Below are 22,614 nucleotides of genomic sequence, written 5' to 3'. Positions count from 1 at the left end.
CGTCATACCCCCAGCATTCGACGCGCTTGGCCATTGCTGCCAAGGTCTTCGATGAACATGTGATAACCCCGATTGGCGGCCTCTGTGATCACCTGATTGCGGTCGGTGTCGGTCATGTCGGCACTGAAATGAAAGTGCTGCTCAAACACCGCGCCGCCGCTGGCCGCCCCGCCTCCCCCAGTCATCAGCTGGTCGTACATCTGATCGATACGCTGGGCGGACTTGTTGGTGTAAACCCGCTCGCCTTTATCGAGCAGCCAGGTGCCCTCGCTGGGGATCTCTTCAATCCCTGAGTGGGCCATGCCTGCAATGGCCGTCCCGGCGACGATGCCGACCGATATCATGGTCTGGGCCTTGAGCATTGCGCGGGCAGACTCTGCCGCGAGCAGGCCGCCGGTCATCGCGGCAAACGCCGCCGCCCCGGCCTCTGCTTGCTCACCGGCCACCAAGATCGACGGAATTGCCAGCAGCTTCTGAGCGGCCAGCAGGGCCTTCATGATGAAGGTCTGCTCTTTGCCCGACTGCTGGAGCATGTCAGTGGTGAGGCTGAGGGTCTGGCTGGTGAAGTTGAGCATGTCGCGGGCGGCCTGTTGCTGGGCCGCTTTCTGCCTTTCAACGCGCTGGCGCTCCTGCTCGGCAAGCTGATCCTGCTTGCGCTGATCCGCCTCCAGCTCCTTGGCCATCGCCTCTTCACGCTTGGCCATGTAGTCAGCTTGCTGCTCGGCGAAGTAATCCGCCTCCTTCTGGCGGTACTCCTCTCGCAGCTCCCCCAGGCTCTCATAGCCGCGGCGCCGCAATTCGGCCTCGCTGACCTGCATACTATCGATTTCTGCCAGGCGCTCCTCATGGGAGAGGCGCAGCTTGTCCAGCTCACTGGCATATTGCATGTCCAGGGCGCTGAGGCGCGTCTCCCCCTGATCCAGCAGCTTCTTGTTGTCAGCGCTGGTATCTCGAGAGCTGACCGGTTCCGGGGGCTGGTACTCCGGTTGCTCACCAATCCCGAAGCGCTTCTTGCCATACGCCTCCTGAATCCGGTCTATCTCGGCCTCAATCTCGGCGCGGCGTTGCTGGAGCTCCGGCAGGGCAGAACGGCCCGCCGTATCGCCCAAGATGGCGTCAAGCAGGCCGACGCCGCCGAATGCCTTTTGCTCCGACGTCTCTTTGATCTGGTCATCCAGATCCTTGAGTTCTTCACGCAGGTTCCCGAGGCGACGGCTCATGCCGTCGATGGTGCGGGGGTTGTCGGCCCAGCTGTCGAACAGCGTCCCCCAGTAGCCCACCGCGTAACTCACCTTGTCGGTCAGCCAGTCGATCTGCTCCGAGGCCCCCAGTACCGCTTTGGCAAACGACCCTTGCAGTTTCAGGCCCACATCGTGGAGCTGCTGATCCATCTCCTTTAGCTGACTGATATCGGTCTCGGAGAGCGCAGCGTTGAGATTCCGATAGTGCCCGGTCAGGCGTTGAAGTTCGTCGCCGTTATTGCGCAGCAGGGGTTGCAGGGTGGAGACATCGTTGGCGATGGACTCTAGGTAAAACACCTGCTCGGCGGCGGAAACGTTGGTCTTGTCCATCGCATCCTGCATCGCGATAAGGGCATCGGGGCCGCTCATCTGCTGCAGTTTTTCGATGGTCAGCCCCACCTTGGGGGCGATGTTGGTCATCCAGTCGGCAAACTCGCCACCGCCGGTGGCCGAGAAGTCGCCCAACTTGTCCTGCACGTCCTTGAGCATGTCAGCCAACTGATCGCCGCTGACATTGTATTGCTCGGTGGCGTAGGCCAGCTCCTGCATCCGTTCGACGGTCACCCCCGCCTTGTTGGACATCTGCTCCAGTTCGCGTCCCTGCTGGGCCAACGAACTGACCGCCGAGGCCATGCCGACCGCCGCGCCCACCACGCCGAGCACGGCTCCCTGCATCAGGCTGAAACCACCGATGATGGCCTGGGACTTCTGCGAGAGCAGATCGGCGGTTTCCCCGAACGAGCGGCCAAAATTGAATGTCGAGTCTTCGGCACTCTTGGCGTCGGCAGCATAGCTTTTCAGCACGTTCGCTGCGGAGCGGACATCGGCAGGCAAGGACGAGAGATCCGCGCTGAGGAGCACCCGAAGGTCAGCAATCTGGGTCGATGACATAGGTTCTCTCTACTCCCGGGATAAAGGCGGCCAAGTTGGCGATCTCCTCGTCACTTTGTTCAACCACCACGGGTTCGGGGCGGTTATAGAAAAATTCTGAGGGACTGACCCAGTGCTCGGCCTTGAGGTGGACATTCAACAGCAGGGCGCAGATCTGGCCGGTTTCGTATTGGCGGATCCGATAATCGGTCGGATGCTTTGAGAAATCAGCCACCCAGTCCAGGTACTCAGCAGCCGAAAACTCGCTCAGCCAGCGCCGCCAGTCTGCTCGACCAAACTGGCGGGCCAGGCTCAGGATGAACGCCTTTTCGGCCGCTAGGCTTTTTTTGGGTCAGCTGGCTCCTGTGCTTCACCCTCTTCCACCGCTTTCTCTTCATCGGCAGCGGGCGGCTGTGCCAGGCCGCTCAGCTCCTTGACCGCCAGCGCCAGACGCATGATGTGATCGGGCAGGGGGTAGGAACGGATCACCCGGGATCTGACTTCCTCGATGGAGTCCGCCGGATGCAGGTACTGCAAACCAAACGCTGCCATGGTGGCATTCAGCTCATAGAGCGCCTTTTGCACCTGCAGGGTGTATTTATCGAGGGCCTTTTTATCCCCTTCCTGGGGCGGCGCGGGCCACTCAACATCGACCAGGTAGGTCTGATATTCAAACAGCTGCAGGGCCGTCAGCGCCCGCACGGTGACATCAGACTCCAAGCCACGGGGGGTGCGCAGCTTGATGGTGCGGCTATCAATGTGCGGCTCGGTCATGCGACAGGGTTCCAGTCAGTCTCTGCCGGGGACTGGCGGCCAGAGAGGGAGATTTTTACCGAACGGGTGATGGTCTCTTTCGCCGGGATAGCCTTGCCAACGCTGCTGACAAAGCCATAGAAACCATCCCACGCCCCATTGGGGTACTTGATGAAAAACCAGCGAGGTGCCTGGGCAAGCAGGTTCACCAGTTGTTTCTGGGTCGCTTCCGCAGGCTTCCAGGCCAGGGTGACCGAGAGCTGACCCGGGTCAATTTGACCGGGTGTTTTCTCTTTCCACTGCGGATCCGGTGCGTCCAGGTACGCATCTTCTTGCTCTTCGGCGCTCATCTCGGGCGGCGTCAGCTCTTTGACATCAGCCAGACGGATAACCGCATTGCCGGTGGTGGGGTCAGGCTTCTCGGTGCCAGCAGCGGCCGCCATGAAAAATTGAGTACCGGCGCCCTTCACCGGCTTGGTTGCATCAGTTGTCATCAGGGTTTGCTCCAGGTCGCGTTAAAATTGAGGGTCAGAGAAGCCAGGCCGGTGCCCCGATCATCTGCCCCGTATTGCCAGCCCGCCGAGGCCAGCCCTTCGAGCAGCAGCCCACCGAGGGCGTCCCCAGCCAGCGGCGCCAGCTTCTCAGCCAGCTCGTCAAGATCGGCGTCTGCCTGATTGGTTTCGGCCACATAGAGGGAGACCATCAGCAGGGCCTGCTCGCTCTCCCCATCCAGGGAGAACTCACCATCGCCCCCTTCCAGGAAGTAGCAGAACGCCATGGGCAGGTCTTCTTCGGCGACGTCTACCGGGCGGGAGGGGTACACCTCACGAAGATCGGGCACACAGGTTCGCACCCGTTCGGCCAGGGCCGCCCGGATGTCGGTTCGAATTGTCATAGTGGGTCCAATAAAAAACCCCGCCTGAGCGGGGTTGATGGTTGATTATTACCAGTCAGGATTGTCTGTAGTGAGGCTACTTTTTATCTGATTGCCAAATTCAAGAAGTTTGGGTTTCACTGCATCCAAATCCCCTTGAGTCTGTATGGGCGTTTCCATTGCTGGATATGAGCCAAATTGATTGACCACAGCAGGAATGTCGAGGAGCAGATTTTTGAAATCGGTTTTGAACTTACCGTCTTTCGTTTCCACTTTCATGGTGAACTTAACCTTCCATGCTGCTTTGCCTATGCAATCAAAACTGTTGCAGGGGTAGTTAAGCATCCCATTCCCTATCAGCACTCCATCGTTGGCATTTTGATACTCAATTACAGATTTCGCTGACTTGAAATTCTCCGCGATCCATTTAAGAGTCCCTTCATAAATCTGGCCCTTAGACATACCAGGCGCGTCATAGACTTGAGCAAATTCAGTGTCCGCTGGGTTGACAGGTTTATCAGCGGGAGCACTAACGCACCCTGTCAAACTGACGGCCGCGACAGCACCTAGGATCCATTTATTCATTTTACCCCCCTTATTTTAAAGAGAGACAGGATACCGTTTGGAACTAAAGATATTCAATGGGTAATAGGGGAAAGTAAGTAATCCCATTCGCAGGCCACATTACTGTTTGTATTGTCACTTGAATGTTAACTGAAGCTGACGCAACAGCGCCCGCTGCATTTCGCGGGGCATGTCACGGGCCATCCCTGCTTTTGATTCCCGTTCATAGTGCTCGGTGATCGGGGTCACCAGCGGGATCCGCATCACCTCCAGGGCATGACGGCCTTTGCCGACCCGGCGCAAGATCTGCCAGCTCTTGAGCTTGGTGGCCGCATAGCCACCTCCCCGGCGGTATTCGCCAAAGCCTTGGCCACCGTCAGCGATGAAGCCACCAGGCACACGATGACGACCGACCTGCATGTCCCCAATCCCCGTGAAGGCGGTGTGTCGATAGCGCACCAGGCGCTGCTGGACGGCCCCTACCTTGATCAAGGGGATAGGGCGGCGGCGCACCCGGATCGTGGCTGATGGCTTCTGCTGAGACGCCTTGAAGATCTTCACCCGAGGGCGCAGCAACTTGGCGGGCACCTGCACGCGGCTATCCTTGGCGGTCAGCCGGATAGCCCGACTGGACGCGCCAGCCGCCACCCGGTTGACCGCTTGGGCACTCGCCTTCGGCACCAGCTTGGTCGGCAGCAGATTCAGGTTCGCCAGCGCCTTGTCCAAGTCTTGCTTGATGGGCATGGCTTCCTCACTTGATGGGGATGATCAACTGGCCAGCCCGCATGTATGGCACGTCTCTGACAGTGGTCACCAGGCCAAGGCTTGGCACCTCTACCTTGTCACCATTACGAAAACGCACCCCGGGCGGCGGACTGCTCACAGCGAGCTCGCGCAGCACTGTCGCCACCTGGGCAAATGCATCAGGCTGTTCGTCATAGATCACGGTCAACGGCTGACCGGCGACAACGGCATCGATACCCATGGCTTGATCAACGGCCACGTTGAGGCGACTGACCGCCCGCTGCCAGCGGGAGCCGGTCACCATTACTGGACGATCAGCGCGTCGGCGTAACCGCTGGCGCCGCTGCTAACCAGCTTGCCGAAGTCGTCCGCGTCCTTGGTGGTGTCCGCGACCAGCTTGGCACCATCCCACTTGACGGCCGCACCGATAGCCAATGCGGTGTCGCATGGGAGAGACCAGACACCGGACAGGGCGCCGGTAAACTCGGTGCCAGCGGCGGCGGTCTCCAGTGGGACAACGGTCAGTGCGCCCATCTTGATAGGCTTGCCGGCAACCACACCACCGGCCGGGGCTGCAAACGCCAGCTGGGTGCCGGTACAAACGAAATTCTTTGCCATGTTGCTGTTCCTGTTTGTTTGCCAAAAGATGGCCCGCCATGTTGCGGGCCGTTCCGATTACTTGCCGGCAGCCTTGACAAGGCCGCGATGGTCGAGGGCAGAAACCCCCGCATCGATGCGAACCTTGGTGGTCACGCCGTCAACGGTGAAGCCTTCCTGCTGCTCAATCCAGGGCGCATCCATGCCGTCCAGATAGGCAACCTCAACCGTGTCGCCACCCTGCGCAGCCAGGAACCACTGGGCCACATCGCTATCGGAGAGGCGCGGCTCACCGATCACCTCGGCGAAGCCCTTGAGCGGGTTGCTGATGCCGGAGTTGGCATCGGCACCGGGGACGGAGGTGCTGTTGATCAGCTGGAGCGCGGTATCTTCCAGCTCAATCGGCACCAGAACAAAGCCCGGGCGGATGTTGAGAGCGCGACCCTTGCCACCTTCTGCGGCCGCCTTCTGGCTGCGCATCAGCGCCTTGGCAGCAGAGAGTGCCTTGATGCTCATGGCAGAGTCTGCGCCGCTCAGCAGGTTGTGGTGATCGGCGTGGAACAACTGCTTGTTGTCCGGCATCTTGATGTTCTGGGTCAACACGGCATAGACCAGATCTGCGATGGTGCCACGCGCCGCCGCCCCCATCAGTTTCGGGATGCGGGTCAGCAGGTCGAGGTCATCGTTGATGATCGCCTGGCGGGTGATGCAGAACAGCTCGCCGTAGGTCGCCAGCTGGATGGTGGCACCGGTGTCGTTCAGGGTGATGTGCTTGTACTCAGCACCCTCGCGCACTTTGCGCAGGCTAGCGATATCACCCAAGCCGACACGCTGGGCTACCTTGAAGTCGGACAAGGTGCCCTTGCGCGTCCACTTCTCGAAGGTCTCGTTGGCGGATTCCCAACCTTCCAGCACTGACTTGTTGGAGACATCCATCAGGATCTTGCCAAAGTCGGAACTGGTGTGGGTGAAGGCCATGCCGACATAGTTCATCGGGCTCATGCCGGAGGTGGATACCCCGCGACCTTCCAGTGATGCCCGCGCCAGCTCGCGCAGGCTGAAACCGTCATAGCGGTTGTCACGCTCCTTCTCCGCATGACCACAGCGGGCCATCAGAGAACCGCGAACAGAGTCGCCGATCAGGTTGCCGTTACCGGCATGGATGTGAGCAGTAGAACCCAGCGGGCCGGTGGCGCTGGCATTGGTGCCGAGCGCCGCTTTCAGCTTCTCTTTGGCTGCAGAGGCGGAAATCTCCATGTCCCCCAGACAGTCGGCCATCAGCTCCGGGAAGCGCCCACCGGTCAGGGCGAACAGATCCTGAATGTCGTTGCGGCGGGCCTGCTCCTTGAGCTTGAAGGCTGCGACAGGATCCTCACCAGCAGGCGCCGGCTGCTGAGCTTGAGCTGCGGGTGCGCGATCTGCCGGTGCGGGTGCTGCTGCGCCGGCGTTCGCGTTGGCACCGAACATCGCTCGGGCCGGAGTGGGCATATTGTTAAAGTCTTTCATCTTGTTCTCGTTAACGTAGGCGGCAGCCGAGATCGGCTCTTCCAGGACATCGACAAAGCCCATTTCTTTGGCTTGGTGGCCATCGAGCCAGGTATCTGCCGACAGTAGCGCGGCCAGCTCCTCGCGGGGCTTGCCGGTTTTCTTCTCGTAGGCGTTGAGCAACAGCGCCTCGTTGCGGTCGAGCCAGTCGGCTGTATCTCGCAAATCGTCAGCGTTGCCGACCGTGCCAGACCATGGCTTGTGGATCATCACCCAGGCGTTGCTCGGCATATGCACGGTGGCATTGGGCAGGCAGAGGATGACCGAGGCCATACTGGCCGCCAGGCCATCGTTCCAGATGTCGATCTTGCAGGTGAGGCGGGCCAGGGTGTTGTAGATGGCAAACCCGTCCATCACATCGCCGCCTGGGCTGTGAATGTGCAGATTGATTTGCTTGGCACTAAACACCCCGGCGGCCCTGCAATCCGAGATGAATTGCTGGGCCGATATGCCCCAGTAGCCGATCACGTCATAGATGTAGATCTCGACTGCGGGCTCTGAGCCGGCCAGGGCGCTGATGGTGTACCAGCTGCGGGTGCTCTGGTTATCGGCGGCGGGTTGGTCGCTGGCGGCCTCCGCTCGCGCTGGCATCAGCGCGTTCTGGATCGCCGCCGTCAGGTGGTGCTTTTTCACGGGGTTGTGCTCCTGGGTCATTGGCTGGGTTGGTATCGGTGACAATGTTGTTTTGCTCTGCCCATTCCAGTTCGGAAACCCGCTGGGCTCGTACCTCGTCAGGGTTTTTGTTGCGAGCCCGGATCCACTCGGTTTCAGTACCGGCACCACCTCGAATAACCTTGTTCCAGCCGTTGGCCTCACGCTCAGGGTCAATCCAGGGCATGACAGGTGCCAGATAGATGGCATCGAACAGGGTTTTCATATCCAGCTCGGGGGGCAACTTGAGCGGGTCTTTGCTGCGCAGGGTTTCGGCAAGCAGCCAGTCCCGAAAAACAGGGCGCGACCAGTTGGCCACAAACTCATCCTGTAGCACGGCGAAACCTTCCCACCCCTCGACCAGCTCCTGGCGCTGGGCGGAATAGGTGCCGTCATAGTCACGGGCCACGCTCGAATATTGGCTGCGGGTGCCGGCACACGATGAGCGCAGCTGGCCAGCTCGCCAGATATTCAGTGCGGTGTTTGGCCGGTTGGACTGGATAACCCCGACATCCTCGCCGGGGCGCAGGTCGTCAAAGGTCATGCCCGGCGTGATGTCGATCATTCGCTGCGCTTGAGCCGGCGAACCATCTGGCGGAGGCTGATATCCCTGCGGGTCCTCTTTCTTGATGAAGAAGGCGAGCGAAGCGCTTATCCTGGCGGCTACGCGCTCGGCCTCCTCCACCGACTTGAGATCAGCCAGTCGGGTGATGACCCCGTGCAGCAGCGAAACCCCGCGCAGTTGATGGATCCGCTTGCGCAGCGCCAGGTGATACATCTCGCTGGCGTCGATCTCCTTGGTGCGATAGCGATAGCCCTGCATCTCTCCGGGGTGATCGTACATCACAAAGTAGGATTTCGGACGGCGCCAGGTATCGACCTTGATGCCCTGCCTTACCCCATCCGCCACGCTGTTCATGTCGAACGGTACAAAGTCAGGCTCCAGCACCTCCACTGAAAATGGCGTATCCGAGTGATGCTGATAGCCCTTGATGGTGCCGAGCAGGCGGCGGCCAAACACCTCACCATCCCGCAACCAGGTACGACAGACCAGCCGATCCATCGCGGGGCGGGTGAATGTGCCGGTGGTTTCAGGTTTGAGCGACCAGGTCGCCCAGCGCCGGCGGATATCCTTGGCCAGATCATCCAGCAGCTGGCCATCGACAGAACGGGGCTGCGGCTCGATCTGAATACCTTTGCCGCCGACAATCCGCTCCTCCATCTTGTCGAGGAGGCCGATCACTATGTCGTGGTTTTCGTCCAAAGCTCTGGCCTGCTCGCGCAAGCTGATCGCCGATTGCTGGGTGGCCACGTTGGCGCCACGCCGTTCCCGCTTGGCCTGATGGGTTCTGGACGGCATCGCTGCCTCATAGGCCATCATTCGCAATCGGTCGCGCATCCGGTTGGCCGCCCAGCCGGGTGAGATAAACCCGACCAACTTATCAATGGCCCTCATGTGAACCTCGCGGCGGCATAGGGCTGACGGACAGGATTGGCCGCGCTGGCGCGGCGCTGCTCCCACTCTCGCCGGCCAGAGCGGATCTCGTTGAGGTTTTCAGAGGTCACAGTACGGCCCTGGAACGTTACCTGTTTGCCGGCCAGCACATCGCGCTCGGCCTGCAGGTACAGCTCGATCATGGTGTCGATATCGCACAGCTTCACAGCCAGCCTCCTGGTTTCGTGCCAAGCCAGGTGTTACCTGTCGCCGCCTGCCTGGGCTGCTGACGGGATGCTGGCTCGGTGTGGTTGATGGTGGTTGGCTGATGCCTAGCGACCAGGCGCCAGCCTTTGTGCTGGACGCCAAGGCGCACGGCGGCCAGGGAGTAAACAGCGCAGTCGGTGGGCTCGTTGCGAGCGCCGGAGGGGTTAACCCAGCGATACACTCGGCGGCCCTTGATAAACTCAACCCGTTTGCGCTCACAGGTCAGTCCTTTGAAATAGGGTTCATCTGCCCACTCGGCGACAGGGTGATGCCGATAACCAGGCAGCGCACCCGATAGCGATGGAGGCAAATCAGCCAGACGGGCATAGAGCACGTCCTTGGCGGTGTCGGTGCCGACCTCCGACAGGTAAACACCCTGCCGGTTCTTCTTGCGCGGGAAGGTGATGATGGGTTTGCCCATCACCGTGGCCCCCTTGATAGGGATATATTTGCGCGGGTTGCGGCGACAGAACTGATAGACCTCATCGGTGTAGTGACCACCCGAGTCAATCAGCACCAGGCCGATATCCATCACCTCACCGTTGGCCTTGATAAACTGGCGCGAGAACTGCTCGTGCAGTCGATCCCAGATCTCGGTGTGCCCGAGGTTGCCGTACAGGCGCTGGTAGTCGAGCACCCAATGCTCCTCCCCCACGCCCCAGCCGGTGATCTCGAACTCGAAACGGTCATCCTGGGTATCAGCCCCGACAGTGATATAGAGCACCCCATCAGGGACGGGGTGCGGCCATACCTCGCGGCGGGCGGCAAGCGCCTCCCACTCCAGTTTCTCACCGGTCTCCTCTTCCCAGGTCTCGCCCAGCGTGGTGTTGACGAAGGTCTTTAGCTTGCCCTGGTCATCCTTCGCTTTGAGGAAGTCAGAGACAATCCGCACCCATGTCGTCAGCGGGCTGTAGGCCGTCCAGATATGGAAGGTCACCGACTCGGGAGGAGGGATCGGTTGGTCATCACTGTCGAACCAGTCGATGGAGTCCCGCGTCCAGATGCCGGTGCGCTCGCAGATCCAGCGTTCCACCGTCTCGTAATCCATCTCATGCTGGCGAATGGCGCAGCCATTTGCCTCGCAGAGATAGAACGCCGAGTGGTGGTTGGTGCCATCCCACTTGATGCCAAACTCGGCATCCGGGCCGCCCCATTTGAGGTACTGCTCGGCCTCGCAATGAGGGCACTTGATGTGATAGCGCATCAGGTGTGGCGATTCACTCGCCGCCCGCTCTATCTGGCACTGGCCTGCAATCTTGGGAGTTGAACCACGGATCGACTTGGGATGGGTCGAACCCTCCATCCGCTTATCACCCAGGAAGGTGGGCGAGCCCTCCTTCTCGATGTCATCATCAAAGGCGGCCAGCTCGTCATAGATCCCGAAGTCAGGCGACGCCTCCCGGTAGTTCTTGGCGGCCTTCCCTCCCCGCAGCTCAAGTCCCCGACCGTTGGCGAAGCGCTTTAGCTCCAGGGTGTTGTCCCGATGCTTCTTGCCATACCAAGGGGCGAGCGCCCGAATTTTCGGCACATCCCGGATCATGGGTTCAACGTGCTTTTTGACGAACAGCTCGGCATCGCCATCGGTCGGCTGCCAGATCAGGCCGTTGCGCTTCTTGTGCTCCAGCAAGTAGGCGGCGACGCCAAGCAGCATCTTGGTGTACCCCACCCGCGCCGACTTGACGAAGTTGACCTCGCGGATATCGTCGTTGGCCATCGCGTTGATGATGGCCACCTGAAACGGCAGCGACTTCCAGCGGCCCTCCTGATAGGAGGACTCAACCGGCAGATAGTAATGCTCATCCATCCACTCAGCGGCAGTCTGAACCGGCGGGCGGAGCAGGGCCGACAGACCAAGTGTGACGGCAGCCGCCAGGCTACTTACTTGTGCTGTCGATATATTCATCCAGTAACTCCGGCAGCAGATCACCCAGGGATGCCGCCTCGTTGCTGGCTATGACCAGTTCACGCTGGATCCCCTCGATGTGCTTGGTCTGCAATTCGGGGTAACGGCGGCGCATGGTGAGTGGAACGGTGTCGAGCAGACTGCTGACCTTGGCGGCAATGCGCGTTAAGGCGAAGGTGGCAAATTCGGTTGGCACCTGGTGGCGCTCAGCGATTTTGTTCTCGCGCTCGGCCTTGTCGGCCTGCTCCTTGGTGAGTCGCCACCGCTGGAAGTCCAGTTGATCCTCACCCATGTATTGCGGATCCGTTGGTTGGTGTTTCTGGATCACATTCTCTAGTCGGTTATCCACAACCGAGCGCACATCAAAATAGACATTGCGGCCAATCTTCTTGACCGGCTTAACCCCCCATTTATCAAAGGCTTGAACTGATATGCCAAGGCTGGCGGCCATGTCGGACTTATTGAGCCACCCTGGCTTTGCGAGCCCCTTGTCTGATGGCTCTGACATTGAAACAACAACCTCGCTTTTTGGGGTTTCATATGTAGTGAAAATCCGCGCCCCGTCCGACCCGTAAGGCCGGGGGGCTGGGGGGAGTACCTTTGACCTGGGGGGTGGGGTATTGCGGTAGTTGGGTTAACGGGGTTGAGTCAATGAGAGATAGGCTCTTTCACAGGCCAATCCTGACGCTCGAGCTCGGTCATACGCTGCTGCCAGCTCACCCGCTCTCTCGTCAGCCCGGCTGAGCAGGTCGGCGAGCACCATGGCAGGATGTCCGGCTGCCGGGCCTCCTTGGGCAGCCCCGGGATTGCTGGCGCACTGACTTGCTCGGGCTGCCAGGCGGCGGGCTTGCTCGCGCAGCCGGCCAGACTCAAGGCTAGCAGCATCGGCATCAGCTTGTGCTTGGGCGATTTGTTCTTGCGCATGCTCTCTTACCTCATCGATTTCTGCCTGGCGGCGCAGTTCTTCCTCCCGAGCCTTCAGCTCAGCCTTAGTTCTGGCTGTGGCAAGGCGGGCAGCCTCTTCATTCCACTTTGCCTGCCAGGTCTTGCGCTCCCCCTCCTCCCCAGCAGCATGACCGGAGCGATAGAGCGCCACCCCACCGCCGGCCAGGGCGGCTATCACCAAGGCACCGGCCAGGAACGGCAGCACCTTGCTCTGCTGAGTCACTCCCATCACACCCCCTTGCACTTCGCATTGAGGCGCAGCCGGTCTTTCCAGAGCCCGGGGCATACCCGGTTCCCCGGTACCGAGCAGTCCTGGTTGCCGGAACGCTTGAATAGCAGGATCGCCTCGCAGGCCCCGGGGTAGTCGCCAGCGTTCAGGCGCTTCACGATGGTGGATCGGCAGAAGGCGCCGGGACCGATGTTGTGGGAGAGCTCGACATAGGCGTCGAACTCATACTGGTGGAGTGGCACCTTGATGCAGGCCTTGAGGGCATTCTCGAACACCCGCACCTCCCGAAGGCTCCTGTTCACCGCGGCGACGGGCGTGATGGTGTCACCCATCTTGACCCCTTCGGTGCTCCCAAAGCCGATAGTGGGGAGCTTGGTACCGTGTACGGGGTCGGGGTAAGCCGTCGGCTCAAACCCCTCCCGATTCAGGATCCCCACAAAGCCGGCAGCACTGAGAGTGAGCGCCGCTATGGCAATTCGTACTTTTGTCATGCCTACCCCACCTGCTTGGCGCGTGGCTTGATGATGTTCGACCAGATAAACCAGCCGATCTGAACCGAAAGCCACACAAGCGTCGCGATCAGCACCCAGTCATTCAAAGAGACACCAGCCCACGACATACTCACCACCGCTACAGGAGGGGCAGATTTCGCAGTTTCACCGGCCACAGTGGTAGCGATCTGCTCATGGCCTTGATTCATGAATCCACCCCAGAAACGAAAAAACCCCGGCTTAGCCGAGGTTTGAGAGCAAGAAACAAAAAAAACCGCAACCTTTCGGGTGCAGTCTTCCATCGTTGGCAATCAGCCTACACAAAATTGCAGGTGGCCGTCAAGCCACCCTCACCTGCACAAGCAACAACCCCGCCGAAGCGGGGTTCTAGGGGCAAGTGACTTACCGCGTCGTATACCAATAGCGCGTCTGCGCCGCTGACTCCTGCTGGTGGCACCAATCCAGCACGGCCAGATAGAGCGGATACCAGCCCAGCTCCCATTGCCCACGGGTCAGTCCACCAGCCAACGGTTCAATGGCGCGTCTGATCTGAGTACCCGGGATGGGGCGTAGCCCGGTACCACCACAGCGTGGGCACACCTTATCAATCGCCTTGCCGTGCAGGCGGCTCAGTTCCAGGTCGCGGATCACTCCCCGCCCCCGGCAGAACTGCGGGTGACAGGAAGCCCCAGGAGTGTCAGCAGTGCGGCAGTAGTGTTCCAGGGCCAGCTCGGCCACCCGGCGCAAGGCCATGCCATGGCCACGTTCCTTGTTGGCCCCCACATAGCGGGGGGCAATCTTGGTGCACTCGGCTTGCACAGCTAGCAGGGCCTTCTTGGCATCCACTAGGTCTTTGCAGTAACGCGCCATCACCAGCGCCATGCCGGCACCATTGTGCTTCTGAACCATTCCCAATGCCGTCATCACATCACTCTTTGTCAGATGAGAACGCCCCGTTGACTGGGCCTGATAGGCCTGCAGCATCACAGAACGCGGATCCCCTACGGTAATTGCATATTCAAAGCGCACTCATCACCTCCACAGTTACCGACACCATTCCCCCTTTCACTACCGGCCCGCGCTCCACCAGCAGCCGGTCGATCTGGCTATCGTCCAGCCACACCCCGGCGTGGGTCAGGGCGTCTTGCACCGCCTTCACCGTGTTATCCAGATCCCGGGCTCGCCGGTCAGGGGCCTGCACCACCAGCCGCAAGGCCAGCCGATCGGGAATCTGCTTGCCGGCCAGCTTGGCAACCAGGCAGGCATCGGCCGCAGCCTTGCGATAAACCCTCCCCTCCTGGCTCAGCAGGGTTCTGGGCTTACCGCTCACGGCCACATTGCGCCAGATCAGGTTGGTTGAAGGGGGCCATGGCAGGGTCACTGTCCATGAATCAGCTTTTGGCATTGAACACTCCCAAGGAGCAAGCCAGCTCCAGTGTGTTGATAACGTGCTCCAACTGCGAACCGTGCTTGGCCTCCCAAGCCTTCCACCCGATCCGGTGCAACTCCATGTGTGGCTGGTGGGCGAGTGGGAACGACATCAGGTCATGCGCCTTGCTGCCCATCACACTCATCCCGTGACCCACAACGTGGTGCGCCTCGATGCCCTCGCGCTGGCCCGTCACCACACAGGGCAACTGTCGAACAAAAGCCAAGTAGGCCGCACACTCCCAGCGCTGTCGTTTGGGCTTGCCTAAATGCAAGGCCGCAGGCTCAGGATCAATCTGGCGAATGGCCGGTTTGGCATTGATGCGAGCCCGCAGATCGGCCAGTGGATCGCGCTCTGCCACCTCAAGGTGATGATCACGATAGCGAGCATCGGTCTCCCGGTTACCACGGGGCGACCACTTCCGATCCGGTTCGATGGGTGCCAGGCGACAGGCAGAGCGCAGCAGCGGATCCGGCAATGAAGGCAGCACCTTATAGACGGTCGCCCACCAGCACAGATCCCGGGCAGTCAGGTCAGCAGCGGCCACCCCACACCAGCCAGCGACCCGCTGCAGCACAAGCTGCGCCAGCCACCCGGCCACATCGGCGAGGCGGATCGGTAACTGCCCATTGCGGTGCTCGTTGTCGTGATGCCAGCACAAAGGCAGATGGACCCCCTCCACCTCTGCGGTGACGGTTTCCCCAATGCAGCCATCGGCTATCACGCAAGCAGTGGCATTGGCGGTCAGCAGCTCCCCACCGGCGGCATTGACCACCGCGGCGCAGGCCAGGGCCGACACCAACTCAGAGAACTGGGCCAGCAGGTCAGCCCCCTGATCGCTCACCAGACGCACCGGCTTGCCAGCCAGTTGGCGCCTCACCGCCGGCAGGCTGTCGCCCAGCGGCACCAGGGCCAGCCCCAGCGCTTCGACAAACACGGCGTTACCTGCGCTCACGCTTGCCCCCTGATCGCGTTCAACTGTTGGCGAAACCACTCACGGTGCTCTTCATCCACCTCATCGATGGCGGCCACCACGACCTCACGCCCGATCTCGTTGCGGCGACGGCGCCACACCAGCAGGTGCGCCTGCTTGATCAACTCGATGCGCTGCCGTTCAGCTGATGGCAACAGGGCCAGGTTGTGACTCATGCCGCCACCCCACGCAGGATGCCGTCACGGATCAGTCGCTCCACCAGCCACTGCTGGCCCTTGCCGGTGATCAGGGGGGTGAAGCTGATCCGCCGCTCGCCGTTGCTGTCAAACGAGCTCTCCCGGGTCGCGAACAGCCCGCGGTCCACATACTCCTGCATCGGCAGGTTCCAGCGCTCCCCGCGGCAACTCATCAAGATCTTGCGTTCCCTCAGCAGGGTGAACAGGGTATTGGGGCCAAGGCCCACCGTCTTGGCGAACGCCGACAAGGTGATCCCCTTCTCCACACTGGCGATCTGCTTGGCGAACTCCACCGCCGGGGCATCCATCGCCACCTTCTGTTCCAGCGCCATCTTCTGCTCGGCCAGCTCGGCAGCAAGGCGCAGTGCCTCCGGCAGGGTCTGGGGGATCATCATCGCGGGCTGGTGGGCTTGCTGCTCCAGCTCCTGCCAGCGGCGAATAATCCGGATCCGCAACTGGGCGCTGTAACCGGCCACCAGACAAAGGGTCTCGTCCTTGTCCAGCAACAGGCACGGCTGGGTGCGACCACGGCCATCCTGGTAATCGCCTGACTTCTCAGGAGATTGAATTTCCACCAGCATCTTGCGGATATCGGCCATCACGTTGTCGTGGCGCTTTCCGGTCAGCTCGGCGATCTCCACGCTGGTCATCGTCAAAGGGGTTGCCCCCCGCATCATCAGTTCCATCACCTCACCCCCATCGACACATTCGCGGCCAGATACACCGCTAACCCCACCAGCACCACCACCATCAGGGTACCCCTCATGAAATCGCGCATGGGATCATCTCCAGCGTGGCTGGCCGCTGTTGCTGGCCGCGCAGGGCGTTTACCGCCGCCATGACTTCGCCGAGATCGGCATCCTGCACCAGGTAGTGCCCGGCACGGTGGGCGGCAGAGGTAGCCCCCAGCTGGCGCGGACAATCCGACACCTCAAGGCGCACCTGTACCGGCAGCCAATCCTTCACCTCGGGGTACACAGCCACCCGCACATGCTTGGCGGCCTTGATATCCCGCTCGCAAGCTTCACTGAATGTCACTGCCATCACTGCACCCCCAGACAACTGATGTTTGCTCTGAGCAGCGAGGCCTGCAGCGCCACTGCGTCCTTGGTGATCACCTCGACCGATGACAACTCGAAATCGTCACCTTCACCGATGCGGGCCGGCACCGGCTCGAACTCCCCCGCTTTCTGCGCCATCGTCCAGCTCCAGCCGGCGGGCGCCTCAGGGATCTCGATATCGAAGGTGCAGGGCCACATCTTGTGCAGCTGAGCCATCGCCGCATTGGCGATCAGCTCGTGTTTATTGGCCACCATGCTCACCTCCCCGCTTGAACAGCTTTTTCAGGTTTGCCACGGCGCGCTGGCCTGCCTGCTGGTAAAACTCAGGGCTGTGCTGGATCTGCGCCCGGGTTGGCAGCCCCTTCATCACCTCGGCGTTCAGGTCTTCACCGGCCATCATCCGGCGCACCAGCTGGGCATAGGCCTGATCGAACACGGCGCGGTAAGCGTCTGCGCTCAATGTCTGGCGCTCCCAGCTGGTCGCCTTGGCGGCCAGCTCAACGGCGGGATGGGTGTAACGGCGGGTGCGAACCTCAACCAGCGCGCTATCCAGCGTGGGCAGGCCGAGTGACTCCGGCGTTACCTCACACCACTTGATGAACTTGCTGGTGCTCGGGAAGAAGTCCCCGCCGTGGCTACGGGCCATCCGCATCCCCAGCTGCAGCTGCTCGCGGCTGGTGCAACCGGCATCGACCAGGGCGCGGGTCCACTCGGCCAGCGCGCGGCGCTGATGGTCGTCAGTGGGGAATGCCTGTTTCCATGCCGGGAACACCGCTTTGAGCTGCTCGAACAGGGTGGCAACCATCTTGGAATCCCGATCGGTCAGCGGGCGCTGCTGCTGGGTGATGGTCTCCACGGTCGGCACAGTGGCGATCTCGAGCAGCACGGCACTGAGTGGTTTCATGGTCATCAGAAACCCTCCTGCATGCGCTGATTGAGCTCAGCGGCCGTCATGGTCTGGGTCAGGTCGGTGTGATCATTGCGGCGCGGAGTGAAGCCCTGCAGACCATTGCTGCCACCACGGTCTTGGCACTTCGACAGCCAGGCGTTGATAAACCGGTTGATGCCGGTCTTGGTCTTGCGCTTGGTGGGGTTGGCAATCAGCCAGCCAGTCATGGTGCGCAGCTCTTGAGCCACATCCACCGCCGGATACAGGGCTTGCATCTGGGCAGCGAACGATTCGGTGACCTGATGCTCCCCGCTGTTTAGCGGCATGGTGATCACCACAGGCTCCTGCTGTGCTGACAGCTTGGCTGGCAGTAAAACAGGCTCAGCAGAAACAGGCTCAGCAGAAACAGATTCAATCACCACCGGCGTGGAGGCCGCGATAGCGGGCTCGGCGCTAGTGTTTTGATCTTTTGTCTTTCTTGTCTTTTGAATAGTGTCTTTTGTGTATCCCTGTTTCGGGGAAGATGCCTTCCCTGTTTTGGGGAAACTTTCCTTCCCTGTTTTGTGGAATGTTTCCCCATTTTGGGGAATGTGAGTTTGCCACTCAGAAATGACCTTGTTCGGGCCAGTTTTACGGCCACGACTGATGAGCACACCCATGCGCAACAGCTCATTCTTGGCAGTGCTTACCCGAGTGGCAGGGATATTGGTCGCCTCGGCAATCTGCTCGTTGGTCATCCAGTCCATAGACTTGTTGAAGCCGTAGGTCTTGCGGATGACAGCCAGGGCCACCTTGTACTGGTGCTTGGTCAGGTCAGCCTCAATCAGCGCGTCGAGCAGGTCGTTCGCCAGTCTGGTGTAACCATCATCACAATCTGCCACCATGACCTCCTGTGGCTTCGCTGGTGCGCTATGGGCTGGGAATTGAATAACGGTGGCAAGGTTACCCATGAGCCACCTCCTGCAGGTGCTGCATCAGGCAGTTCAGGTGACGCTTGGCCTGCTCTTTGGTTGCCGGGATCTTGATGCCGCGCAGCAGACCGCCATAGACCAGATAGGACTGGCCCTGACTCTCCACCAGACGCGGGATCACAGCCGGGATCACGTTGCGCCGCTTGCCTTGCGCTTTGTCGCCAGCTTCGATACGCTTATCCATGTTGTTTTCTCCAGTGAAATCGACCGTGGGTCCGGCTGTTACCGCAGCGCGGGCCCGATTCATTTCAACGACGTTCATCACTTCGCTCCTCCTTGCACAGCCACTGGCAACGGACGAACCTGACTTGCCACTGACTCTTCCAAACTCAACAGCTCCCTGATGGCGCGATGCACCGCCGCCGTGATCGCCTGCCGCTCGATCGGGTCAATCACCCCATCCTGACGCGCCAGATGCAGCTCACCGAACACCGCCCCCACCACAGAGGTGACCGTCATCACCTGGTCAGCCAGCTCTTCCTCGGTCACCGTGGTATCCGGCAGGGCCACCAGCACTTGGCCACGAGACAGCGCCCAGGCTTGCAGAATGGCGTTGTCACCGGTCAGCTCGGTCACGGCGATCGCCTCAGACAGATACAAGTGGTGGTCTTCACACTGCGGATTGAACTTGTTGTTCAGGGTGGTCGGGCGCTTGTTGCCCATCAGTCTTGCCAGCTCGGTGACGTTGTAGCTGCGGCTCAACTGATAAGCGGCGTCAATAGGGTCAGAAAGGTGGGAGTGATCCCGCTTCACTCTCGTGGTTGTTCTGGTGGGTTTTGTCATGATGGTTCTCATCACTTCTCAGGGGGGAAAACATCATTGATAGAGCACTGAATCCCCCAACGACTAATGGCAGCAGCAATCTTTCTACAGGTGTCCAACCCGGGTTTGCGACGGCTCTTCTCGTAGTGAGCAACCGCCCCCTGAGTGATTCCTAGCTCAGCGGCCAAATCAGACTGCGTCTTGCCCACCTGATCGCGCAGTTCCTTGATGTTGTTCATCGACAACTCCATTCTCTCTGGGGTTAATTAATACGATATGTACTATAACACGATTTGCAGCCATAACAATTTGTGCGTTGAGAAAAACAATACGCAACGTAATATTTTCAGCATGGAAAAAGATACATGGCACAGCCTGGCCAAGAGCCGGATGAAAAAGCTCGGCATCACTCAGGAGCAACTAGCTGAAAAGCTGGGGGTGACTCAGGGTGCGATTGGGCATTGGTTGAACAAGCGTCGCGAACCAGCGATGGATGTAATCCTCGATATAATGGGCGCCCTGGATCTCAAGAGCATCAATATCGGGGTAGATGGCAGCATCGTCAGCGACGAACCGAATATGGAGCTCGCCCCGCCGGATATTCACCGGATCCCGGTGATCACCTATGTGCAGGCCGGGGTCTGGACTGAAACCAGCGAGATCCGCGAGTGTGATGGCAACATGGCCTATGTCACCACCGATCTGGACTTGGGCCAGCGTGCCTTCGCTATCGTGATCAGGGGCAATTCTATGGAGCCGGAATTTACCGAAGGAGACCTGGTGCTGATCGACCCGGACGAGCCACTCCACCCGGGGGATTTCGTGGTCGCCAAGAACGGCGAAGAAGAAGCCACCTTCAAGAAGTACCGCCCCCGGGGTTACGGCGAAGATGGCCAGGAGATTTTCGAGCTGGCACCTCTCAATGACGACTACCCCACCATGCGCTCCGATCGCCAGCATATCCAGATCATCGGCACCATGGTGGAACACCGCAGGCGCAGAAAACGGCGGTAGTGAGGCAAAAAATTATGAGCAAAGGTAAATTAGCACTTGGGGTCGCAGCAGGGCTCTTTGCCGCATACATGTTCGCATCACCCTATATAACCGTTTATCAAATTAAATCTGCCGCAGAGAATAATGACGCGACCACACTGTCTGAATATATTGATTTTCCTAGCCTCCGCCAGAGCTACAAAGGCCAGATAACTGCCATGCTGGAAAAAGATATGGCCGAAAATGAAGAAATGAAAAATAACCCATTTGCAAAAGCAGGTGCAGCGCTTGGCGGTAGGATGGTGGAACAGATGGTCGATGCCTACGTGACACCGGCTCGGATAGTTGAATTGATATCCAGCGAAAAACCTGCTCTGGAGCCTAGGCAGAGTTCAATTCAAAGCTCGGGTAACGCTACCTCTTCAAACCGAAAGGCATTCGCTGATGCATCACTGTCCTACGAGTCCCTTGATAAATTTGTGATCAATGTCGAATACGACGGTGTCAATATAGAGGACTGGATCCTTCGCAGGCAGGGGTTGTTTGGCTGGAAGATCACCAACATCGTATTTCTACCCGCATATGCCGGGGTAGAGTAAGGAGTTATGGCATGACAATTGTTTCCATTCCTGAATGGAACACCGTGGGCCTATTACCCCCCATTAATCAGGCTAACCCAATCAGTCCCGAGCGCTCTCCTTATAACGTTGCGCTACTGGACGTCATCATGCGTTTTGCCACATCGCCCGAGCGCCGCCAGGTGCTGCTGGGCTTTCTGGACTATCGCGCAGCCTTGCATGGCATGGGACTGGTCAACGGTTTTCAGTGGCTGGATGGCAGCTTCACAGAACAGGTGGAAACCCTGGAGCGCCGTCCACCAAGAGACATCGACGTGGTGACCTTCTTGCATACCCCTGATGACTTTGCCCCGTCTGATGCACAACTTGAGATACTGGATCACGATACCGCGAAGGCCAGCTTTCTGGTGGATAGTTATATCGTCGAACTCAATTTCTTGCCGCTCGAAGCCATCGTCCAGCAAAGCGCATACTGGTACAGCATGTGGTCACACCGTCGCAATCAGGCTTGGAAAGGGTATTTGCAAATCGACCTGAACCCCGCCTACGATGCGGATGCTCGTGCCAGACTAAACCAACTCAATACTCCGGAGGTGCAGCCATGAACAACGAAGATCGCCAGCACCTGCTGGCTGAGCGCACTTTCCTGCAACGGATGCTGGCTGACACGCCGACCACGGCACGCCTGACCCGAATGAGTCAAGAAGCCCGCTTGCACACAGTCGAGGCACAGCTCGCGGCACTGCCCGCAGATGAACGAGTGCTTGCCCGCGCCAAACTGACGTTTGACGGCGTCCCCGTGATCCGCAGCCATGGTATCTTCGCCGACTTTGGCATGAAGGCCGTGAGCAGCTTTACCGATGCGGTAGCATCCATAGCCGCCTCGCTCACCACCCCCTTGGCAGCCATGGGCCGCATACCCAACCGGGATCAGAACCAGTTGCTGATCACTAGTACCGCCGTGGGTTCATTCGGGTTTGAACTGGAAGAGCATAGCGCAGAGCAACTGGTGCTAGGGCTAGAGAATGCGAGTCCAGTAGCCATCGCGCTGGAGCGTACACAGGCATTGCTGCAAAGCACCTTGGGCGATGACGATGCTCTTGCAGATATTGCCTCGGAGACCGATCCGCGTGCGTTGGATAAGGTGCGTAACTTCTTGAGAGTGCTGGCAGACAATGGTGCTGTCTGTGCATTGCAATATGGTGGTCAGGGTGTCCGCTTTACCGATGTGGGGCAGGTCAGCCGTAGTCTGGCGCGACTGGAAGCAGACAACCTGCACGAAAGCGTGGAACAGTTACAGGGCGAATTCGTCGGCGTGTTGCCAAACAGCCGCAGCTTTGAATTCAGACTCGTCGGCGATGGGCAGATTGTCCGTGGCAAAGTCTCCCCACGGGTGCAAGACGTGGACGCCATCAATAGCCATTTGCACCAAGCCGTGCAGATCGACGTCACCAAAACGCAAGTTGGTAACGGTCGTCCGCGTTATTTTCTGGCTCAGATGCCGCACTGGGCTCAATCATGATGGTGCTTTGCAGTTAGCCAATGATCAGCTAAGCCCACCAGCATGGTGGGCTTTTTCATGTCCAAACACCAAAAAATACAAATCGTATTGACCACCATGAATACATATCGTATTTTTACCCCAGACACAC

The 22,614-nt window shown here is 59.6% G+C and carries 33 protein-coding genes; 4 read left to right on the top strand and 29 right to left on the bottom strand.

The window, feature by feature from the left end:
- Positions 1-2: 2 nt before the first annotated feature.
- The 29 genes from HKD46_RS07955 to HKD46_RS07815 all read right to left on the bottom strand — a co-directional run bounded on the left by HKD46_RS07955 (position 3) and on the right by HKD46_RS07815 (position 19,630).
- Positions 3-2,132: a hypothetical protein gene (locus HKD46_RS07955; RefSeq protein ID WP_171865155.1), complete on the bottom strand. Its 2,130-nt coding sequence runs from the start codon at positions 2,130-2,132 to the stop codon at positions 3-5.
- Positions 2,110-2,421, bottom strand: a complete 312-nt coding sequence (locus HKD46_RS07950) for a phage tail assembly protein T (RefSeq protein WP_223918242.1) — start codon at positions 2,419-2,421, stop codon at positions 2,110-2,112. Before HKD46_RS07950 ends, HKD46_RS07955 begins: the two co-directional genes overlap by 23 nt.
- A 26-nt stretch (positions 2,422-2,447) precedes the next feature.
- A complete protein-coding gene (locus HKD46_RS07945) occupies positions 2,448-2,885 on the bottom strand; it encodes a hypothetical protein (protein WP_069784443.1) in 438 nt (145 codons plus the stop codon).
- Entirely contained in the window at positions 2,882-3,358 is a 477-nt protein-coding gene (locus HKD46_RS07940) for a phage tail tube protein (RefSeq protein ID WP_069784442.1), read from the bottom strand. The genes HKD46_RS07945 and HKD46_RS07940 overlap by 4 nt, the downstream gene beginning before the upstream one ends.
- Positions 3,358-3,759, bottom strand: coding sequence for a phage tail terminator protein (gene gpU / locus HKD46_RS07935; RefSeq protein WP_171865153.1), 402 nt, complete (start codon positions 3,757-3,759; stop codon positions 3,358-3,360). The genes HKD46_RS07940 and gpU overlap by 1 nt, the downstream gene beginning before the upstream one ends.
- A gap of 48 nt (positions 3,760-3,807) precedes the next feature.
- Entirely contained in the window at positions 3,808-4,323 is a 516-nt protein-coding gene (locus HKD46_RS07930; protein WP_171865151.1) for a DUF4468 domain-containing protein, read from the bottom strand.
- Between the two features lie 114 nt (positions 4,324-4,437).
- Positions 4,438-5,046 (bottom strand): phage tail protein, encoded by a 609-nt coding sequence (locus tag HKD46_RS07925; RefSeq protein ID WP_171865149.1) that lies wholly within the window; start codon positions 5,044-5,046, stop codon positions 4,438-4,440.
- A 7-nt stretch (positions 5,047-5,053) separates the two neighbouring features.
- On the bottom strand, positions 5,054-5,350 hold the full coding sequence (locus HKD46_RS07920) for a hypothetical protein (protein ID WP_005323966.1): 297 nt from the start codon (positions 5,348-5,350) through the stop codon (positions 5,054-5,056).
- A complete protein-coding gene (locus HKD46_RS07915; RefSeq protein WP_171865147.1) occupies positions 5,350-5,664 on the bottom strand; it encodes a DUF2190 family protein in 315 nt (104 codons plus the stop codon). Before HKD46_RS07915 ends, HKD46_RS07920 begins: the two co-directional genes overlap by 1 nt.
- Positions 5,665-5,721: 57 nt before the next feature.
- Positions 5,722-7,821, bottom strand: coding sequence for a ClpP-like prohead protease/major capsid protein fusion protein (locus tag HKD46_RS07910; protein WP_311698134.1), 2,100 nt, complete (start codon positions 7,819-7,821; stop codon positions 5,722-5,724).
- A complete protein-coding gene (locus HKD46_RS07905) occupies positions 7,733-9,295 on the bottom strand; it encodes a phage portal protein (RefSeq protein WP_171865145.1) in 1,563 nt (520 codons plus the stop codon). The genes HKD46_RS07910 and HKD46_RS07905 overlap by 89 nt, the downstream gene beginning before the upstream one ends.
- Positions 9,292-9,501, bottom strand: coding sequence for a hypothetical protein (locus HKD46_RS07900; protein ID WP_171865143.1), 210 nt, complete (start codon positions 9,499-9,501; stop codon positions 9,292-9,294). The genes HKD46_RS07905 and HKD46_RS07900 overlap by 4 nt, the downstream gene beginning before the upstream one ends.
- A complete protein-coding gene (locus HKD46_RS07895) occupies positions 9,498-11,345 on the bottom strand; it encodes a phage terminase large subunit family protein (RefSeq protein ID WP_171865141.1) in 1,848 nt (615 codons plus the stop codon). The genes HKD46_RS07900 and HKD46_RS07895 overlap by 4 nt, the downstream gene beginning before the upstream one ends.
- A gap of 70 nt (positions 11,346-11,415) precedes the next feature.
- Positions 11,416-11,895 carry a terminase small subunit gene (locus tag HKD46_RS07890; RefSeq protein ID WP_171865139.1) on the bottom strand — a complete coding sequence of 160 codons (480 nt, stop codon included), beginning with the start codon at positions 11,893-11,895 and terminating at the stop codon, positions 11,416-11,418.
- Between the two features lie 183 nt (positions 11,896-12,078).
- On the bottom strand, positions 12,079-12,618 hold the full coding sequence (locus HKD46_RS07885; protein WP_171865137.1) for a DUF2514 family protein: 540 nt from the start codon (positions 12,616-12,618) through the stop codon (positions 12,079-12,081).
- Positions 12,618-13,109, bottom strand: coding sequence for a lysozyme (locus tag HKD46_RS07880; protein ID WP_045525021.1), 492 nt, complete (start codon positions 13,107-13,109; stop codon positions 12,618-12,620). The genes HKD46_RS07885 and HKD46_RS07880 overlap by 1 nt, the downstream gene beginning before the upstream one ends.
- 2 nt (positions 13,110-13,111) lie before the next feature.
- Complete coding sequence (locus HKD46_RS07875; RefSeq protein ID WP_171865135.1) at positions 13,112-13,318, bottom strand: hypothetical protein; 207 nt, start codon at positions 13,316-13,318, stop codon at positions 13,112-13,114.
- Between the two features lie 193 nt (positions 13,319-13,511).
- Positions 13,512-14,033, bottom strand: a complete 522-nt coding sequence (locus tag HKD46_RS07870) for an antitermination protein (RefSeq protein ID WP_235673812.1) — start codon at positions 14,031-14,033, stop codon at positions 13,512-13,514.
- A 94-nt stretch (positions 14,034-14,127) separates the two neighbouring features.
- Positions 14,128-14,514, bottom strand: coding sequence for a RusA family crossover junction endodeoxyribonuclease (locus HKD46_RS07865; RefSeq protein ID WP_185219229.1), 387 nt, complete (start codon positions 14,512-14,514; stop codon positions 14,128-14,130).
- Entirely contained in the window at positions 14,501-15,493 is a 993-nt protein-coding gene (locus HKD46_RS07860; RefSeq protein ID WP_311698125.1) for a DUF968 domain-containing protein, read from the bottom strand. Before HKD46_RS07860 ends, HKD46_RS07865 begins: the two co-directional genes overlap by 14 nt.
- Positions 15,490-15,687 (bottom strand): DUF3283 family protein, encoded by a 198-nt coding sequence (locus tag HKD46_RS07855; RefSeq protein WP_005324004.1) that lies wholly within the window; start codon positions 15,685-15,687, stop codon positions 15,490-15,492. The genes HKD46_RS07860 and HKD46_RS07855 overlap by 4 nt, the downstream gene beginning before the upstream one ends.
- Positions 15,684-16,394: a phage regulatory protein/antirepressor Ant gene (locus HKD46_RS07850; protein ID WP_041205556.1), complete on the bottom strand. Its 711-nt coding sequence runs from the start codon at positions 16,392-16,394 to the stop codon at positions 15,684-15,686. The genes HKD46_RS07855 and HKD46_RS07850 overlap by 4 nt, the downstream gene beginning before the upstream one ends.
- 76 nt (positions 16,395-16,470) lie before the next feature.
- Positions 16,471-16,752 (bottom strand): hypothetical protein, encoded by a 282-nt coding sequence (locus HKD46_RS07845; RefSeq protein WP_171865133.1) that lies wholly within the window; start codon positions 16,750-16,752, stop codon positions 16,471-16,473.
- The gene (locus HKD46_RS07840) at positions 16,752-17,024 is read right to left on the bottom strand and encodes a hypothetical protein (protein ID WP_171865131.1); all 273 of its coding nucleotides are present in this window, start codon (positions 17,022-17,024) and stop codon (positions 16,752-16,754) included. Before HKD46_RS07840 ends, HKD46_RS07845 begins: the two co-directional genes overlap by 1 nt.
- Positions 17,011-17,679, bottom strand: a complete 669-nt coding sequence (locus HKD46_RS07835) for a replication protein P (protein WP_171865129.1) — start codon at positions 17,677-17,679, stop codon at positions 17,011-17,013. The genes HKD46_RS07840 and HKD46_RS07835 overlap by 14 nt, the downstream gene beginning before the upstream one ends.
- The gene (locus tag HKD46_RS07830) at positions 17,679-18,608 is read right to left on the bottom strand and encodes a replication protein (protein ID WP_171865127.1); all 930 of its coding nucleotides are present in this window, start codon (positions 18,606-18,608) and stop codon (positions 17,679-17,681) included. The genes HKD46_RS07835 and HKD46_RS07830 overlap by 1 nt, the downstream gene beginning before the upstream one ends.
- Positions 18,601-18,813, bottom strand: a complete 213-nt coding sequence (locus HKD46_RS07825) for a hypothetical protein (protein WP_171865125.1) — start codon at positions 18,811-18,813, stop codon at positions 18,601-18,603. Before HKD46_RS07825 ends, HKD46_RS07830 begins: the two co-directional genes overlap by 8 nt.
- Positions 18,814-18,890: 77 nt before the next feature.
- Positions 18,891-19,412 (bottom strand): phage regulatory CII family protein, encoded by a 522-nt coding sequence (locus HKD46_RS07820; protein ID WP_185219228.1) that lies wholly within the window; start codon positions 19,410-19,412, stop codon positions 18,891-18,893.
- Positions 19,413-19,423: 11 nt separating this feature from the next.
- Positions 19,424-19,630 carry a helix-turn-helix transcriptional regulator gene (locus HKD46_RS07815; protein WP_171865123.1) on the bottom strand — a complete coding sequence of 69 codons (207 nt, stop codon included), beginning with the start codon at positions 19,628-19,630 and terminating at the stop codon, positions 19,424-19,426.
- 112 nt (positions 19,631-19,742) lie between these two features.
- Between HKD46_RS07815 and HKD46_RS07810 the strand changes: the two genes are divergently transcribed.
- Genes HKD46_RS07810 through HKD46_RS07795 form a run of 4 tightly spaced genes read left to right on the top strand, consistent with a single transcriptional unit; the run spans position 19,743 to position 22,484 of the window.
- Positions 19,743-20,405: a LexA family transcriptional regulator gene (locus HKD46_RS07810; protein ID WP_235673811.1), complete on the top strand. Its 663-nt coding sequence runs from the start codon at positions 19,743-19,745 to the stop codon at positions 20,403-20,405.
- A 14-nt stretch (positions 20,406-20,419) separates the two neighbouring features.
- Positions 20,420-20,983, top strand: a complete 564-nt coding sequence (locus tag HKD46_RS07805) for a DUF2939 domain-containing protein (RefSeq protein ID WP_171865121.1) — start codon at positions 20,420-20,422, stop codon at positions 20,981-20,983.
- A gap of 11 nt (positions 20,984-20,994) precedes the next feature.
- Positions 20,995-21,567 carry a DUF6932 family protein gene (locus HKD46_RS07800; protein WP_042047492.1) on the top strand — a complete coding sequence of 191 codons (573 nt, stop codon included), beginning with the start codon at positions 20,995-20,997 and terminating at the stop codon, positions 21,565-21,567.
- Positions 21,564-22,484 carry a hypothetical protein gene (locus HKD46_RS07795; protein WP_042047493.1) on the top strand — a complete coding sequence of 307 codons (921 nt, stop codon included), beginning with the start codon at positions 21,564-21,566 and terminating at the stop codon, positions 22,482-22,484. The genes HKD46_RS07800 and HKD46_RS07795 overlap by 4 nt, the downstream gene beginning before the upstream one ends.
- Positions 22,485-22,614 lie beyond the last annotated feature (130 nt).

It is taken from the genome of Aeromonas sp. TW 6 (assembly GCF_013168745.1).
GTDB classification, from domain to species: Bacteria; Pseudomonadota; Gammaproteobacteria; order Enterobacterales; family Aeromonadaceae; genus Aeromonas; species Aeromonas caviae.
The sequence above is the reverse complement of the archived record's forward strand: the minus strand, read 5'-3'. Positions and strand labels throughout refer to the sequence as shown.